The sequence below is a fragment of the Leeuwenhoekiella blandensis MED217 genome (genome assembly GCF_000152985.1).
In the GTDB taxonomy this organism is placed as follows: Bacteria; Bacteroidota; Bacteroidia; order Flavobacteriales; family Flavobacteriaceae; genus Leeuwenhoekiella; species Leeuwenhoekiella blandensis.
Map to the genome: position 1 here is coordinate 837,893 of NZ_CH672395.1, position 16,367 is coordinate 854,259.

Annotated in this window: 13 protein-coding genes and 2 tRNA genes; 10 read left to right on the forward strand and 5 right to left on the reverse strand. The window is 38.8% G+C overall.

Annotated elements, in window-relative coordinates; translation table 11 throughout:
• Position 1 precedes the first annotated feature (1 nt).
• Positions 2-184 (forward strand): CPXCG motif-containing cysteine-rich protein, encoded by a 183-nt coding sequence (locus MED217_RS03575; protein ID WP_009779113.1) that lies wholly within the window; start codon positions 2-4, stop codon positions 182-184.
• Between the two features lie 69 nt (positions 185-253).
• Entirely contained in the window at positions 254-610 is a 357-nt protein-coding gene (locus MED217_RS03580; protein WP_009779114.1) for a SpoIIAA family protein, read from the forward strand.
• Here MED217_RS03580 and MED217_RS03585 read toward each other — a convergent pair.
• Positions 607-2,169: a DUF748 domain-containing protein gene (locus MED217_RS03585; protein ID WP_009779115.1), complete on the reverse strand. Its 1,563-nt coding sequence runs from the start codon at positions 2,167-2,169 to the stop codon at positions 607-609. The genes MED217_RS03580 and MED217_RS03585 overlap by 4 nt on opposite strands.
• A 128-nt stretch (positions 2,170-2,297) precedes the next feature.
• Here MED217_RS03585 and MED217_RS03590 point away from each other — a divergent pair.
• From MED217_RS03590 to MED217_RS03600, 3 genes are all read left to right on the forward strand, one after another.
• A tRNA-Met gene (locus MED217_RS03590) sits at positions 2,298-2,370 on the forward strand.
• A gap of 186 nt (positions 2,371-2,556) precedes the next feature.
• Positions 2,557-3,684 (forward strand): ImmA/IrrE family metallo-endopeptidase, encoded by a 1,128-nt coding sequence (locus MED217_RS03595; protein WP_009779116.1) that lies wholly within the window; start codon positions 2,557-2,559, stop codon positions 3,682-3,684.
• Positions 3,684-4,184: a DUF4411 family protein gene (locus tag MED217_RS03600; protein ID WP_009779117.1), complete on the forward strand. Its 501-nt coding sequence runs from the start codon at positions 3,684-3,686 to the stop codon at positions 4,182-4,184. Before MED217_RS03595 ends, MED217_RS03600 begins: the two co-directional genes overlap by 1 nt.
• Before the next feature lie 41 nt (positions 4,185-4,225).
• On the opposite strand, the gene MED217_RS03605 is transcribed toward MED217_RS03600, so the two are convergent.
• The gene (locus tag MED217_RS03605; RefSeq protein WP_009779118.1) at positions 4,226-4,819 is read right to left on the reverse strand and encodes a class I SAM-dependent methyltransferase; all 594 of its coding nucleotides are present in this window, start codon (positions 4,817-4,819) and stop codon (positions 4,226-4,228) included.
• A 142-nt stretch (positions 4,820-4,961) separates the two neighbouring features.
• On the opposite strand from MED217_RS03605, the gene MED217_RS03610 reads away from it, so the two are divergent.
• The gene (locus MED217_RS03610; RefSeq protein ID WP_009779119.1) at positions 4,962-5,309 is read left to right on the forward strand and encodes a rhodanese-like domain-containing protein; all 348 of its coding nucleotides are present in this window, start codon (positions 4,962-4,964) and stop codon (positions 5,307-5,309) included.
• Positions 5,310-5,745: 436 nt separating this feature from the next.
• Here MED217_RS03610 and MED217_RS03615 read toward each other — a convergent pair whose 3' ends face one another.
• Positions 5,746-6,678, reverse strand: a complete 933-nt coding sequence (locus MED217_RS03615) for a sugar phosphate isomerase/epimerase family protein (protein WP_009779120.1) — start codon at positions 6,676-6,678, stop codon at positions 5,746-5,748.
• 149 nt (positions 6,679-6,827) lie between these two features.
• Here MED217_RS03615 and MED217_RS03620 point away from each other — a divergent pair.
• Positions 6,828-6,902, forward strand: a tRNA-Val gene (locus MED217_RS03620).
• 274 nt (positions 6,903-7,176) lie between these two features.
• Here MED217_RS03620 and MED217_RS03625 read toward each other — a convergent pair.
• Complete coding sequence (locus MED217_RS03625) at positions 7,177-8,520, reverse strand: UDP-N-acetylmuramoyl-tripeptide--D-alanyl-D-alanine ligase (protein ID WP_009779121.1); 1,344 nt, start codon at positions 8,518-8,520, stop codon at positions 7,177-7,179.
• A 129-nt stretch (positions 8,521-8,649) separates the two neighbouring features.
• A complete protein-coding gene (gene gldJ, locus MED217_RS03630) occupies positions 8,650-10,347 on the reverse strand; it encodes a gliding motility lipoprotein GldJ (RefSeq protein WP_009779122.1) in 1,698 nt (565 codons plus the stop codon).
• A gap of 193 nt (positions 10,348-10,540) precedes the next feature.
• Here gldJ and porU point away from each other — a divergent pair, with 193 nt between their 5' ends.
• Genes porU through MED217_RS03645 form a run of 3 tightly spaced genes read left to right on the forward strand, consistent with a single transcriptional unit; the run spans position 10,541 to position 16,140 of the window.
• A complete protein-coding gene (gene porU, locus MED217_RS03635; RefSeq protein ID WP_009779123.1) occupies positions 10,541-14,440 on the forward strand; it encodes a type IX secretion system sortase PorU in 3,900 nt (1,299 codons plus the stop codon).
• 36 nt (positions 14,441-14,476) lie between these two features.
• Complete coding sequence (porV, locus tag MED217_RS03640; RefSeq protein WP_009779124.1) at positions 14,477-15,649, forward strand: type IX secretion system outer membrane channel protein PorV; 1,173 nt, start codon at positions 14,477-14,479, stop codon at positions 15,647-15,649.
• An 8-nt stretch (positions 15,650-15,657) separates the two neighbouring features.
• Positions 15,658-16,140: a cytidine deaminase gene (locus tag MED217_RS03645; protein WP_009779125.1), complete on the forward strand. Its 483-nt coding sequence runs from the start codon at positions 15,658-15,660 to the stop codon at positions 16,138-16,140.
• Positions 16,141-16,367 lie beyond the last annotated feature (227 nt).

Consider the following 16,367-nt stretch of genomic DNA (forward strand, 5'->3'; position numbering starts at 1 on the left):
GATGGAAGAACACTTTTTTCAATGTCCTTATTGCTGGGAGGAGATCTCGATGCTGCTGGATACTTCGGTACGCTATCAGGTATATGTTGAAGATTGTGAGGTGTGCTGTAACCCTATTGAGCTCACTGTTGCTTATGAAGATGCGGTGCTGACGCAATTTCAAGCCTCAAGTATTGAGCAATAAACCTTAACTTTAAAGGCGTATGCTGCAATAGAATCGCAATAATTCGAGAGTTGATTTAAAAAATATCAAGTGCTTCTAGATTTTAGTTTATCTGAAAATTCAATAGGTTACATCGTAGAAGGCACGATGGACTATAAAGCTGTTCAGGAATTGAAAGGTGCGATTCTGAAAAAACTTGAGAAACACGACAGCATCAACCTTTACCTTGAAGATAACAATATTGACCGTTTTACGCTAGATGCTGTGTTTATCGCCGGTATTTTCCCCATGCAGCACAAAAACCAACTCAATAAAATAGCGATGGTAACCAATCGCAAATGGATTCATATGATCGCCAACTTCAATAAAGCGGTTATAGGAAAAGATATGCGCAATTTTACGACCGACCGGCGCACAGAGGCAATTGCCTGGATCGCTTCAGATTAATCTAATGCCGTAACGGTTTTCAACATTCCATCTTTTAAATTGAGCCATAGATAATTAAAAAAGGACTTGGTTTGATTTCTGTTAACGTCTCCAGAACCTTCTTTAAAACCACCTTCATCATTCTTGCTGGTTTTAGAAATGAAAATATTAGCCAAAGTTGAAACCAGCCATTTTTTCTTTCCTTTCTCTTGATTGAGAATGCTTACTTTAAAATCATCATAAGTCATCTGCATATCGATATGCGAACTGTAGTTGTTACCGTAAATGGTAAAATAAGTACGGGCTACGCTTCCGGTCATTTCAACACCCAGATTAGGACCTGTAAATGCTTGTAGTTGTTTTGCAGGTAAGTTAGAAAGTGTTCCTACAAATCTAAATTTATCCTGCGCGTCTTGAACATCAAAATCCCAATCTACAGAAAAGGGTGCGCTTTTCATAAATCGGGCATTAAGGTCAATTTTAGTCTTCTTTTCACCTTTTTTATAAGTGTTTCCTACGTTGGTGATGGTCGCATTCAGGTTGTCAAAATACAATTGACCGGCCTGCTCTTGATTATTTACGCGTTCGGTATACGTGATGCCTCCATTTTTGAGTGCAATCGTATCTATCATCAAGTCAAACTTTAGCTCACGCAACATTTTAGAATACAAGGCTTTTGTGCTGTTATCATCTGCGATACGCTTGTCGCGATAGATATCTAAAAACGGCGCTTCTAAAGTTAGTTTTGGCGCTTTAAAGAAGAACTTGCCGTCATTTTGCCCGTAGGTTAGATTAGAGATGTCAACCTTTTTAATCGTGAAATTCATATGGTCTCTTTCCTTAGAAATCAACTCAGACAGTTTGCTTCGGGAAACTTCGGTAACTAACTGGGTTTCGTTTAGGCTTAAAGAAGAGCCGTTCCACTCGAGATGTTTTATTTTAAGTGCGTCATACGCATTTGTTTTGTAATAGATCGAGTCGGTTTTAATCAACACACTTTCATATTCAAAAGGGCGTAAAATACGTTGAGATTCTGCCGGCGTGACGTTTTTAAGGTCAAGAGAAAAATGAGCGGTGTGTAAAGCGACTTCGCTTGATCGAGGTTTTAAGATTTGAATATAAGCCGCCTTGAGGTCAAAATCTTTGATTTTAAACTTTCGATCTAGTTTTTCTTCGGTTAATGGGTTATCTAGGCTGTCTGAATTGGTTTGTTTTTTAGGTTCAGCTGAGGACTGCTTATAATGCGTTAGCGTATCGGCTTCAATACTTACTTGATTAAAGTAGATGTCTTTGCTTTTAAAATAGCGCCAATGCTTAAAACCTTTCAGGTTAACTGTTGCATTTTTCACTTCGCTTTTGGGGACACTGTCAGAAATATTAATGCGTACCGTTGCATTTTTTAGGCTTGCATTTCCTTGCCAACTATCGATGTCTAATTCCTCATATTCGATAGCTAAGGAAGAAGGTAGTTTGGTCTGGATGATATCTCTTAGTTGATTTTCCAGATAGGTGTTGAGGTATAAAGCAGCTGCTCCCAGCAGCACTATAAATATTAAAAGGCCAATTAAAAATTTTTTCATCCTGCTAAAGATATCTAATACTCAGGCTACTAAATGTTATTGAAACGATAATATTCTAAAAGAATAAAAAAATATCAAAAAGGGGCTTGTGAGAACAGAAAAAGGGTTGTATATTTGCCGTCCAATATCGCGGGATAGAGCAGTAGGTAGCTCGTCGGGCTCATAACCCGAAGGTCACTGGTTCGAGTCCAGTTCCCGCTACTAGATATATAAAACCCTCAGTAAGCACTGAGGGTTTTGTCGTTTAAGGAAAAAAGTGTTACAAATTTGACAAGATCTTTATCTTTAATTGTATCTAAACAATTGGTAATTATGCTGTTGGGTGAAAAGGGCTTTTGGCCAGTGTATGAAATGAGCATAATTAATTAGAAAAGTTATCTTAGCAGTATGGGAACAGAGGTGAATATCGAACCAGATATGTTGACTTGGGCAGTGGCTCGAGCTGGTTTTGATTTGAACGAATTTTCCGAAAAGTTTCCAAACTTAACAAAGTGGATTAATGGTGAAAAAAATCCAACTGTTAAGCAGTTAGAGGCTTTTTCCAAAAAGGTTCATATTCCTTTTGGATACCTATTTCTTGCCGAGCCGCCAATCGAAAATTTACCTATTCCTTTTTTTAGAACAAATTCACCGGAAAGCGATCAAATAAATCTGAATATTTACGATACTGTATTGCTTATGGAGCAAAGACAGGATTGGCTTAGTAATTATCTTCAAGAGAATAATTACGATAAATTAGACTTTGTTGGAAAGTATGAGGATGTTTTCGATGAAAGGACAATTGTCGATGATATTCGTAAAACTCTTAATCTTTCCGAAACTTGGGCGAGCAATTATGGTACTTGGGAAGAATCTTTGAATAAACTTGTTGAGCATATAGAGGATTGTGGGATTATAGTTGTGTTTAATGGAATTGTTGAGAACAATGTTTATAGAAAGATACCTGTAGAAGAATGTAGAGGTTTTATTTTAATTGATGATTACGCGCCGTTTATGTTTATTAACAATGGCGATTCTAAAGCAGCACAGATGTTTACAATTGTGCACGAGTTGGCACATGTTTGGGTAGGGGCTAGTGCAGGATTTGATATCGGAAAATTACTTCCGGCAGATGATCCAATAGAGATATTATGTGATAAAGTTGCTGCTGAGTTTCTTGTGCCGGAAAGAGCATTTAATTTGTTCTGGCAACATAATCCAGTAATAAAGAGTGCATCCAAGTATTTTAAAGTCAGTGAAATTGTAATCGCTAGGAGAGCATTAGATACGAATAAAATAAGTAAGGCAGAGTTTTTTGAATTTTATAATGAATATAAAAATAGAGAGTATGTAAAAAATGAAAATAGGAAGTCTGGAGGCAATTTTTATTTAACTACTAAAAAAAGATTAAGTCCAACTTTTGCAGCTCATATTAATAATGCTGTAAATACAGGCCAGTTACTTTATAGAGATGCATATAAACTTACAAGTTTGAAAGGAGATACCTTTAAGACTTTTTTTACTGAACATCTTTAATGAAAGTATACGTAGTTGATAGTAATTTTTTCATTAACGCTCATAGGGCATATTATCCCCTAGATGTAGCGCATAGCTTTTGGAATAAAGTGAAAGAATTGGCGGAAAAAGGATCAATAATCAGCATAGATAAAGTCAAAAACGAAATTTTTGATCGAAACGATGATTTGGAGGCCTGGTGTTCTGCTAATTTACCGGAAGATTTTTTCAAAAGTACAGATTCTGTAATTCTTGAATATAGCCAGGTTTCCAATTGGGCCGTTTCTCATTCTTCCCATTATTTACCTAATGCCCTTAATGAATTTTTGGGTGCAGATGAGGCTGATGCATTTCTTGTAGCTTTTTCATTAGCCGATCATAGCAACAGAATAATAGTAACTCAAGAAGTTAGTCAGCCTCAACGCAGAAATAAAATTAAGATTCCAGAACCGTGTAACCATTTTAATGTTCGCTATATGCCGACAATGGACATGCTAAGAGATTTGGGAGAAACCTTTTAGCCTTTTTTAATGCGTCTAAATTGAATTCTTATACAATAATATTAGGGTGTTTTTCTAATGAGTAAGGTAGTCATCGACCGTTCATCCTGCACATTGGTGGATTTTACCGGTTCCAGCAATTCGATAGGAAATTCTTCTAAAAGTTTAGAAATACGATCGCGCGTTAGGTAATAGGTACCTTTTTGTCCGGTGACTTTATATTTTATAACAGGAGCATTTCCGTCTAACCCAATATCTGAAGCCATCCTGATCAACAAACTTCCCTCAGGTTTCAAAACTCGAATCAATTCGCTAAACATTGCCGTAAACTGGTTTTCGTCTTCTGCAAAATGCAATACCGCACAGCATAAAATGTGATCAAAGCTAGCGTCTGCATACGGCAACGCGTCTAAATTTTCTATTTGAAATGCTGATGCCGAATTGGGGTAACGCTCTTTAGCTTCTGCTATAAAATCGCTATCGATATCAATTCCCGCGATTTCAAAGTTGTTTTGATAAAACCAATTCAGATTACGACCTCTGGCACATCCGGCATCCAGAATGTGCTGTCCGGCTAAGTAACGCTGTTTTAAAATTTGGTCGATGACATAAATGTCGGTATTGCCAATGGCTTTATGCAGTTCTTGTTGATTCATACTAATGTGTGTTAACTGTTTAAAAATACAATTTGTGGCAAGAAGTTTTTTAAAGCCTTAAGTAACAATGATTACCAAAACTTTGATTTCCCGCCTGTATTTTTACAATTGCTTAAAACAAATAATTTAAAATCATTGTGTTATGGGAATACTTAGTGTGCTTTTTGGGGTTCAGTCTCCAAAATCAGAAAATATAAAAATACTTGCTCCAGCCGAATTTAATGCGGCTATTACTCAAAAGAACGTTCAACTTGTAGATGTGCGTACGCCACGAGAATTCAGTGGTGGTGCCATTAGAAATGCGATTAATATTGACGTATTTCAGAAAAATCTATTCCACGAAAAAGCCAATAAATTAGACAAGCAAAAGCCGGTTTATCTCTATTGCAGATCTGGAAACAGAAGTCAGCAGGCAGCGCGAATGCTTGTTTCTGCTGGTTTTGAACAGGTATTTGATTTGCGAGGAGGCTATATGAATTGGCCGTATTAAGAGGTTGTAGCTATTGATGCATAAAATGTTCTGTAGAAAATAGTCTGAAGAATATCATAATCCTTTGAGATGCAATTTATCTGAAGTATGTATTTAGCGGTAACAAGTGTTAATAGATGAGTAATTAGAGCACTTAATTACGGCGATATGCATTTACATTGAAGCCATAATAAAGCTACTTTCAGTCACAGTTTCTGTGGTAAAGTGTGGACTTACTGTGGATTCAGTGTGGGATGAGTGTGGATTTATTTTATTAATTGTGAGGTTTATGTTGCGTTTTGGACTAGTGTGTTTGATGGATGTAATTTGTTTTTTAATCCTTCTGTTAAGCTTGCGGAACACTATTTCTTGGTCAGGTTGCTTCCACTATAACTAAAAAAGCGAGCTTTCTTCTATTTCGAAAAAAGCTCGTTTTTTAGATTTAATAAAAATGAGATTAGTTGAAACCTATTTCCTCAAGTCCTTTATGACTGATTTGAATCGCCTCAAGCGGCTCGTGATTAAAAGTCTGGTCTTGCTCTACAAAATAGTATTGCATTCCTGATTTATCTTTATTGGCTAAAATTTTAGCAAAATCAATGGTTCCTTCTCCAACAGGAGCAAAGCGTCCCTGATCATCCATGTCTTTCACGTGCCATAGTTTAAAACGTCCCGGGTATTTTTCAAAATATGTAACAGGATCGGCTCCGGCTTTGGTTACCCAATATAAGTCCATTTGAAAGTTTACAAATTCTGGATCTGTATTTTCAAGCATATATTCAATAGGTACGATGCCTTCAGCATTTTCTTTATACTCAAAGTCGTGGTTGTGATAAAGTAGTTTTAAGCCTTGCTCCTTACATTTTTTGCCCAAAGTGGTAAGAATATCGGTTAGTTCTTTTGCTGTTCCATCCATTCCCATAGTACGTGCTTCGGCATCAAAAGTGAACATACCCATAGGAGGCACGGGCACAACAAAATATTCAAAACCTGCAGCTTTAACGTCTGCGATCATTTGATCTGCATTTTCTAAGGTTACCGATCCTTGATGTGTACTCACCGGTTTAATATCTATAGACTCTAAAAATGATTTAAAATCCTGAGGAGTCATATTGTAAAATTTTCCATCGGCATATCCTGCAGCTTCTATGTAAGCATAACCGTCATCATAAACGGTCTCTAGTGTTCCTTTAGGATCTTCACCCATTGCGTCTCTTAGTGTATATAAAGCTAAGCCACCAAAGTTTGCTACTTCTTCGGTTTCGATAGTTGTAGTTATAGTTTCGTCAGTTTCAGACTTTTTCGTTTCACCACAAGAAAGTAGCAATGTGGTGCAAAATGAAAGGAGGAAAATTCTGTAAAAGAAATTAGGTATTCGGTGCGTTGACATGGTTTGTGTGATTTATATGAAAAGTTTTTCTGTTTAAATTATTAAATAACCAATTTAGGCATTAAAATATGATAAATATTTAATTTCTGTAAGAAGTCGATTTTTATTTGATAATTGTCAAAGCTAAGTTACATTTGCGCACCATTTTTGGGACATTAACTCAGTTGGTTTAGAGTGTCACGTCGACAACGTGGAAGTCATTGGTTCGAATCCAATATGTCCCACATAAGCTTTCAAGCAGATACGTTTGAAAGCTTTTTTTGTTTTGATCTGGTGTCTCTTGGTGTAAAATACCTTTTATCGGGTATTTTATAGGTCAATAATCACTTGTAAATTGCTAATGTAATATAAAGAACACCATCAAGGGTGGGGCTAATTACATAAAATTCATGTTGAATTTAGATTTGAATGAGCTTATAAAGAGTTAGGGGACTTTATAGGCTCATTTTTTTTGGCATTGCTATAATATCTACTTTCCCAAGCTTGTTCTGAATGTGTTTACTGTACTAGATCGAGTAAGGTTTCTAGTTTCATTCCGCGTGAACCTTTGATCAAGATGGTAGCATCGGCTAAAGCTTTTTGAAGGCTAACGGGAAGATTTTGTTCCTTAAGCTGATTGACATCGGTAAACTTAAAAGCTGTAGTATTGGTCTTCTCAAAATGTGAACCTAAAAGAATGAGATGGTCAATATCTAATTGGGCAGCAAGATTTGCAATAAATTGATGCTCGTACGCTGAGGTTTCTCCCAATTCAAACATATCTCCCAAGAAGGCAATTTTAGGTCCTTGGCGTTCTAGACCTGCAAAATTGCGTAGTGCTGCTTCCATACTTGTAGGATTGGCATTATAGGCATCAAGTATAATTGTTTGATCTCCGTTGTTTATAATTTGTGACCTGTTGTTTTTAGGTACGTAAGCTTCTAAGGCTTCTTTTATATCTTCTGCCGAAATTTTAAAGAATGTACCTATTGCTGCAGCAGCAGCAAGATTGATGGTGTTGTATTGCCCCATTAAATTACTGTTCACTGTAATTTCATCAAACTGAAAATTAGCAAAAGGCTGTGCCGTGTGGTAAACAATATTTAAATCGGTTTCCTGATGCGCGCTGAAGCAAAACGTGTGTGTGCTGCCGAGCTTTTCTGCCTGAATAGGATCGTCAAGATTTAAAAAGAGCGTTCCTTTATGAGCGATAAGATAATCGTAAAGTTCGCTTTTCCCTTTGATCACTCCTTGAACGCTACCAAAACCTTCTAAATGCGCTTTGCCAAAATTGGTGATGTAACCAAAGTCAGGAGCTGCGATCGCCGTCAAATCAGCAATTTCTCCGATGTGGTTTGCACCCATTTCAACGATACCCATTTCGGTATTTTTATTCATACTTAAGAGTGTAAGAGGTACACCTATATGATTGTTGAGGTTGCCTTGAGTTGCGGTGGTTTTGAATTTTTTTGAAAGTACACTGTTGATGAGTTCTTTTGTGGTGGTTTTACCATTGCTACCGGTTAACGCAAGCACCGGAATATCGAGATATTTCCTATGCGCATGTGCTAAGTCTTGAAGGGTTTGAAGCACATCCTCAACTAAAATAGTCTTGTCTTTTAAATGGTATTCTTCTTCGTCAATTACGGCATGAGAAGCACCGGATTTCAGTGCTTGTTGTGCAAAACTATTCCCATTGAAGTTAGCACCTTTCAAAGCGAAGAATAAGGTGTTTGGTTCTATTTTTCTGGTATCGGTGCTTATTCCGTCACTTTGAAGAAATAATGCGTGTAGATCTTGAATGCTCATAGTAGAAGTAAACAACCTCAGGACAAGTCTGTCTGCCGAAAACGGCATGCCCATGAGGCATTGGTTAAAAACGAATTTTCAATTTTGAGGCGAGCCTAGGGGTATAAAACCTTTAGGCGGTGCCAATAAAAAAACGCCCTGAGTAAATTACAAAGGGCGTTTCAATAATATGAAATATTTCTTTTAGTTACGCGGAGTTTTATTCTTTGTAGATTTTGAACCTACACGAGACATCGCATTTCTAAAGCCAATATCATCAGTCGCCATAGTTTGTGGTAGATATCTACGTTGTGCAGGATCTAACCAATACTCGCGATCTCTCCAAGAGCCTCCTTTATATACGCGTACTTCGTCATCAACAAGGGTTGTGCGGTCGTTCTCTTTATCATACTCTTTGATCATCCCTTCTTCCCCTTCTCTAATGCGGTTAATAGGTGAATCATACATACGATCACTGTCACTGTCGGCGTCTGAAAAACTTTGATAATATCTCGAAGATTGTTTGTCTCCATCTCTAAAGTTTCGGTTATCGCTTTCAGAGAACTGTGTTCTTAAATAAGTTTCCTCATCATCTACAGGAACCTGAGCGATTTCTCCCGGAAGACCTCGTGCTACAATTTTACCATTTTCTAAAGTGTCATAAACAATATCTTCTGTAGTGAGAACTTTTACGGTACCGTCTTCGGTGATTGCATTTTTAGTATAAACGTTACCACGATAGTAGTTAAAGTCGTTGTACTCATCATCTACAATCGGTCTATAAACATCAGCAACCCATTCAGAAACGTTTCCGGCCATATCATAAAGACCATAATCGTTGGGTTCGTAGGATTTAATAGGTGCGGTAATGTCTGCATTGTCATCAGACCAACCTGCGATTCCACCATAATCACCATCTCCTTGTTTGAAGTTGGCTAATTGATCGCCGCGATTTCTTCGGTTACCAGATCTTGTGTAAGCACCGTCCCAAGGATATTTTTTTCTTCCGCGATAAACATTGTATTCTCTAAGGCCTACAAGACCTAAAGCTGCATATTCCCATTCAGCTTCAGTGGGAAGTCGGTATTTTGTAGTTGAAATGATACCGTCTTTCATCTGAACATAAATGTCTTTAGCTTCACCCGTAGAACCTGGATTGTTAGGGTTGGGTCTGGGTGTGTTATTTTTTTCACGTCGTTCTGAAGCTTTTCCTCCGCGAATTACATCATCCTGACCTCCATAGGTTAAGCTAGGAGCTTGTAGATAGGTGTCAGTATCAAAAGTTGATTGTGCGTCAACATTGTATTTTGCACCTTTTTGAGTAAAACCTTCTTGCTCTAGAACATATTCGTTGTAACGGTTAGTTCTCCACGTACTGAATTCTACAGCTTGAATCCAACTTACACCTACAACAGGATAGCGGGCATAAGCAGGGTGTCTTAGGTAGTTTTCGGTCATGGTTTCATTAAAACCTAAGCGGTTTCTCCATACCAACGTATCTGGCAAAGCGCCGTAATAAATGTTTCTATAATTCGCTTCTTCCGGAGGGAATACGCGTTTTAAGTAGTCTAGATATTCGAGGTACATCAGGTTGGTTACCTCTGTCTCATCCATATAAAATGACTGCACATGTTGTTGGGTAGGTGTGTTGTTCCAATCATGCATCACATCGTCCTGAACACGCCCCATAGTGAAGGTTCCACCTTCAATGAAGATCAAACCTGGCGCAGCTTCCTGTTCCTTGTAATCTGTATTTGCTTGAAATCCTCCGTCACGGTCATTTATACTCCATCCGGTGGCGCGGGAACTGTTTTTGTAGTCTTTGCCGTTACGGCCACAGCTCACTAAAAGCATCGTTGAAAGGCCAAAAACAAGCGTTTTAAACACAAGATTCCTATTCATATGAAAAAATTCTTAAGAAGATTTGGGACTGCAATATACTATAAAGTGCCCAAATTGCAATAAATAATTCATTTTTGCAAACGCTTAATCGTTATGATTCATTGGGGTTTACAGGGCATATAACGAAAATCAAATCCATTTAGTATAGTAATCTGATTTAAAAGGTTTATGTTAGTTTTAAGAACTGATTTGTATGAGAGCGAATTACCTTAAAATCTTTATGTTTTTGTGTGCGTTTTTGATAGTGCGCAATTCAGTTCTGAATGCTCAAGAAAAGCAGGTTGAGATCCGCTGGTCAGCGCCGGTTAATGTTGCTACTACAGAAAAACCGCTGATGGTTCCTAGTTTTGAAAAGGCACATTTTAGTTATTCGGTAAGCGAAGGTTTACGATTTGCAGATAAATGGAAGGTTTCGGCGGTATTTGATGCTTCGAGTGTTCAGCTTGGTGATGTGGTGTATGAGGCTATTTCTTCTACAGCCTTAAAAGATCTGAAGCTGGAGCTTATTCCTGATGCTCCAAATTTAATAGCAGCATTTTCAAAAATAAGAGGAGCTTCCTATTTTCAGTTTAGCATTTCGCCTATTGTAAAGAAAAACGGAACGGTAAAACGAATCACGCGTTTTTCGATTCGATATAACGCACAGCGAAAGCCAACTATCCAACAATCCCGATTACCAGGGCGTAGTAATTCTATTTTGGATTCAGGAGATTTTTATAAATTTCACATAGATACCACCGGAGTTTTTAGGTTGGATTATGAATTCTTAGAACGTTTAGGAATGGATGTTCAAAACATCAATCCGCAGCATTTGAAAATCTACGGGGATGGTGGAGCGATGCTTCCATTAAAAAATAGCGACAACACCATTTTTGATCCTCAGGAAAACGCGATAAAAGTTGTAGGTGCAGAAGATGGAAGTTTTGACCGTGAAGACTATATTCTTTTTTATGGCGAAGGCACACGGCAATTCAATGCTGAAAGCCTGACGCATGTTAACGCGTATGATAATAAGTCTTATTATTTTATTACAGCGAGTGGTGCGCCTGGATTACGCGTAGCGCCTATGGTTGAACCGGCAGGAGTTCCTGCGCGCACCATCACAACATTTAAGGATTATCAATTTCACGAGCGCGATACGTATAATCTGCTTAATTTGGGTAGGCGATGGTTTGGAGAGCGCTTTGATGTTGAAAATGAACAGCGTTTTGATTTTACATTTCCTAATCGTGTAAATAATACGCCTCTGGACATCAGAGTTTATACTGCAGCAATTTCAGAATCTCCCACTTCCTTTGGGTTAAATGTAAACGGTCAGGCGATTACGAATCTTAATATACTGCCGATTAACGAGTCGGTTCTGGCTCGAGAAGCCTTTTATGACAGTTATCGTTTTCCTGGTGCAAACCCTGCGATCAATGTTTCAGGAGATGCTATTAGTGTGGTGTTGCAATACAATAATAACGGTAATCCATCGAGCGAAGGCTACTTAGATTTTATTGCTGTTGAAGCGACGCGCAGTTTAGCCGGTGTTGGAAACCAACTTTTATTTGATGGGATTGCTCCTGAAATAGCGAACGAGGTAGCGCGCTATGAGATTCAAAATGCTGCTGCTTTTACCGAAGTTTGGGAGATCGCGAGTCCTTCAGATATAAGTAGTTTTCAAAATACTGAAGCTGCAGCTACCATAACTTTTAATACCGCGTTGAGTTCGACTAAAAAATATGTCGCGCTTCATCCTGAGGATTTCTACGAGCCCTTAATTTACGCCGGGAATACTTCCGTAGCGAATCAAAATATAAAAGGTAGCATATTGCAGTCGGGCGGTATTTTTACAGATGTAGATTATTTAATGATCACTCCCAACGAGCTACGCGCGCAAGCTGAGCGACTGGCCCAGCACAATCGAACTTATAGAAATTTAAACGTAAAAGTGGTAACGCTTGATGCGATCTATAATGAATTCAGTTCGGGAAAACAGGATATTGGTGCGATACGTAATTTGGTTAGGTATGTTTACGAAAATGCTTCATCAGCAGAAAATAGATTAAAGTATCTCTGTTTGTTTGGAGATACCTCTTTTGATTATAAGGACCGAATCGACAATAACAATAATTTAGTCCCTACCTTCAATACGTATTATAGTTTCTCGCAATCACAATCGTATATGAGTGATGATTTCTTCGGGAGTTTGGATCCTGAAGAAGGGGTGATCGAAAATAATAGTCCGGCAGGGAGTGGCGGTTCTGACCGCTTGGATATTGCTGTGGGAAGAATTCTCGCCGATACGCCATTGCTGGCCAAAACCGCTGTTGATAAAATCATTAGTTATGATGCGCGGGCTTCATTTGGTCGCTGGCGCAACAATTTTGTGTTGGTTTCTGATGATGTTGATCAGCCTTGGGAATTTGCAGAGTTGGAGTCGACCATTGATGCTTTGGGGGATCAGATTCAGCAAGAGAAGCCCTTTATCAATGTCAAAAAGATTCACGCAGACAGCTATCAGCAACAATCTTCGGCTGGCGGTGATCGATATCCTGAAGTTAATGAGGCAATTGTAGATGCTTTAGAGTCTGGCGCTTTGGTAATGACTTACCTTGGGCACGGCGGTGAGAATACGCTGGCTTCAGAATTTATTTTTACTCGAGAAAATGCTCAGAATCTTGCAAATGGAGAGCGACTGCCGCTCATTGTTACAGTGACCTGTGAGTTTACACGATTTGATAATCCCAATCGGGTTGCTGCCGGAGAAGAATTGTTTTGGAATGAAGCCGGAGGGGCGGTTGGTCTTGTGGCGACGACTCGCGAGATCTCGGTGCGTTTGGGTGTGATATTCAACGAGGCACTGGCGTCTAATTTGTTTTCTTTTGGAACTAACACCATCAAAAGTGTTGCTGAAAATTTGCGGGAAACCAAAAACCAGATCAATGATGATAATCGAAGAGTGATCTTTTTTATAGGTGACCCGGCGATGAAGTTGGCTTTTGCAAAACCAGATATTCGATTGACGGCGATAAACGACGTGCCTTTGTCACAACCGGTAGATACGCTCAAAGCGCTGAGTCGTGTTAAAATGAGTGGTGAAGTTGTTGATGAAAGCGGTCAGTTGATTCCGCAATATTCGGGTACGCTTTCAGCAACGGTTTATGATAAGTACATCAATCAGCAAACCTTAGGCAATGACGGTACAACAGATGCAAATGGAAATCTTCTGATTCTTGACTTCAAGACCTTGGGTTCTATTTTATACCGCGGGCAAGCTAGCGTGACCAATGGTGTTTTTGATTTTGAATTTGTGGTTCCTAGAGATGTTGCTATTCCTTTAGGTAATGGGCGTGTGAATTTTTACAGCGTACGTGATGGTGTGCCAGAAGATCAGGCGGGAGCCAATGAGCAAATTCTTGTAGGCGGACTCAATGAAAATGCTGCTGAAGATACCGAGGGGCCGCTTATCAATCTTTATATGAATGATGAGAATTTTGTGAGTGGAGGAATTACCAATACATCGCCTACGCTTCTGGTAAAGCTAGAAGATGAAAGTGGAATTAATACAGCAGGCGGTATAGGGCACGATCTCATCGCAATTTTAGACGGAGATGAGGAAAATCCAATTATTCTGAATGATTTTTATGAGAGTGATGTTGATAACTTCAATCTGGGTCAGGCTTTGCGAACTTTACGCGATTTGGAACCCGGTTTACATACGGTGACTGTTGTCGCTTGGGATACGTATAACAATTCGTCCACAGCCGACTTACAATTTGTGGTCGCGGGTGACGAAGAATTGACCTTAGAGCGCGTCCTTAATTATCCCAATCCTTTTGTGAATTATACCGAGTTTTGGTTTAATCATAATCGACCTTACGAACCGTTGGAAGTTCAAGTTCAAATTTTCACAATTTCCGGAAAGGTGGTTAAAACCATCAATCAGCTGGTGACAACTACCGGATTTTTATCAAGAGAAATCACTTGGGATGGACTCGATGATTTTGGTCAAAAATTAGGAAAAGGTGTTTATGTGTATAAGATTACCGTAAAATCTACGTTAACGAACAAGAAGGTTGAAAAGTTCGAGAAATTAGTCATCCTCTAAGGTTTATCTATATATTTGTGAAAAGACCCCGTATTAATGAATAGATCATTACTTGTTTTAGGCCTTTGTTTTACAGTTCTTCAAAATTTAAAAGCTCAGGAAGTTGAAGGGCGACCCATAACTACCGGAGTTCCTTTCTTAGCGATTGCAGCAGATGCACGTTCTGCAGGAATGGGAGATCAAGGGGTGGCGACGCGTCCAGATGCATATTCGCAGCAGTGGAATCCTGCGAAGTATGCTTTTGTTGAGCAGCAACAAGGAGTGGGTTTTAATTACACACCTTATTTAAGTCAGATTGTTGATGATATTTTTTTAGGTCAGGTGACCTATTATAATCGAATTAATGATCGAAGCGCTTTTGCAGGGAGCATGCGTTATTTCAGTTTGGGAGATATTGAGTCTATTCAAAGCAGTAACCCGTCGCAAGCCGAATTAGAAAATCCGCTGATTTTAAGTCCGAATGAATTTACGCTCGATCTATCTTATGCCTTGCGTCTGGGAGATCGTTTTTCAATGGCTGTTGCCGGGCGCTATTTGCGTAGTAATTTGAGACTTCAGATCAACGAAGAAGATGCCAGTGCAGCAGGATCAATAGGTGTAGATATCGCTGGTTTTTATCAGTCAGAAGAAATAAGTTATGACGATTTCAATGGGCGATGGAGAGCAGGATTCAATATTTCAAACATAGGTCCAAAAATTCGATATGATGAGGCAGGTCAAGAAAACTTCATTCCTACCAACCTACGTCTAGGAGGTGGTTTTGATTTTATTCTTGATGCGTTTAATGTCATAGGGGTAGGTCTTGAATTCAATAAGTTGCTTGTGCCATCTCCGCAAGATTTTAATAATGATGGGGTGATCGATGGTTCTGATGCAGAAGCCTATCAGGCGATTGGCTTTTTTGAAGGAATGTTTCAATCTTTTGGAGATGCACCTAACGGAATAAGTGAAGAAATTAAAGAAGTGACCTGGTCTTTAGGTGCAGAATATAAATATGACGATGCGTTTGCTCTGCGTGCAGGGTATTTTAATGAAAGTGATTTAAAAGGTGCTCGTAAGTTCGCTACACTTGGTTTAGGATTCAAATATTCTGCAATAGATATCGACGTTTCTTATTTGTTCTCTACAACTCAAGTACGTAATCCATTAGAAAACACGCTTCGTTTTGGGATTACCTTCAGCTTTGGTAATGAGTATGTAGAATACTAAATTTCAGTATGAAAAAAATTAAAATAGAAGCTGAACTTGAGGTTTATGAAGACTTTTCAGAATTACCTCAAGATATTCAGCAGCTTATGAAAGATGCTTTTGCGGCGCGAGATTCAGCTTACGCACCTTATTCAGAATTTCACGTGGGAGCTGCTTTGTTGCTTTCTAATGGTGAGATTGTAAAAGGAAGCAATCAAGAAAACGCTGCCTATCCTTCTGGTCTTTGTGCAGAGCGAACTGCGATTTATTATGCAGGAGCCAATTTTCCCGACGAAAAACTTGAGGTTATGGCGATCTCTGCGACAGGAAAGCGCAAGCCTTCTACGACACCAATACCACCTTGTGGTGCGTGTCGTCAAGCTATAGCGGAGTATGAAGTAAAGCAAAAACAGCCGGTAGTGATTTATTTTATGGGCGCTAGCGGTAAGGTTTTTAAAAGCGATTCGCTTAGCAATTTGTTGCCGTTTATTTTCACACAAGAATATCTGTAAAATAGCGCGCTAGCTAGCGCTTAAATCCCCTGCGGATTCCCTTCAATTTTTTCTTCAAAGATTTTCACGCTTCGTCCTGAATATACTATTTTTGTTCTCCGTCTTTTTAGGCGAAACGATTATGCCGAGTAAAAATCTTGGTAGGTTTAACAAAATGATGATTTGAAGAGGTTTCTCAAATCGTTGATAAAACTCACAGCGTGAGTAAAGTGTATAGATAAATCTAT

What these genes read in the sequence shown, in the direction of transcription:
- MED217_RS03595 (WP_009779116.1), top strand. Translation starts at nt 2,557, where the DNA reads ATGGGAACAGAGGTGAATATCGAACCAGATATGTTGACTTGGGCAGTG.
- MED217_RS03615 (WP_009779120.1), bottom strand. Translation starts at nt 6,678, where the DNA reads ATGTCAACGCACCGAATACCTAATTTCTTTTACAGAATTTTCCTCCTT.
- MED217_RS03625 (WP_009779121.1), bottom strand. Translation starts at nt 8,520, where the DNA reads ATGGGCATGCCGTTTTCGGCAGACAGACTTGTCCTGAGGTTGTTTACT.
- MED217_RS03610 (WP_009779119.1), top strand. Translation starts at nt 4,962, where the DNA reads ATGGGAATACTTAGTGTGCTTTTTGGGGTTCAGTCTCCAAAATCAGAA.
- MED217_RS03645 (WP_009779125.1), top strand. Translation starts at nt 15,658, where the DNA reads ATGAAAAAAATTAAAATAGAAGCTGAACTTGAGGTTTATGAAGACTTT.
- MED217_RS03575 (WP_009779113.1), top strand. Translation starts at nt 2, where the DNA reads ATGGAAGAACACTTTTTTCAATGTCCTTATTGCTGGGAGGAGATCTCG.
- MED217_RS03585 (WP_009779115.1), bottom strand. Translation starts at nt 2,169, where the DNA reads ATGAAAAAATTTTTAATTGGCCTTTTAATATTTATAGTGCTGCTGGGA.
- porV (WP_009779124.1), top strand. Translation starts at nt 14,477, where the DNA reads ATGAATAGATCATTACTTGTTTTAGGCCTTTGTTTTACAGTTCTTCAA.
- MED217_RS03605 (WP_009779118.1), bottom strand. Translation starts at nt 4,819, where the DNA reads ATGAATCAACAAGAACTGCATAAAGCCATTGGCAATACCGACATTTAT.
- MED217_RS03600 (WP_009779117.1), top strand. Translation starts at nt 3,684, where the DNA reads ATGAAAGTATACGTAGTTGATAGTAATTTTTTCATTAACGCTCATAGG.
- gldJ (WP_009779122.1), bottom strand. Translation starts at nt 10,347, where the DNA reads ATGAATAGGAATCTTGTGTTTAAAACGCTTGTTTTTGGCCTTTCAACG.
- porU (WP_009779123.1), top strand. Translation starts at nt 10,541, where the DNA reads ATGAGAGCGAATTACCTTAAAATCTTTATGTTTTTGTGTGCGTTTTTG.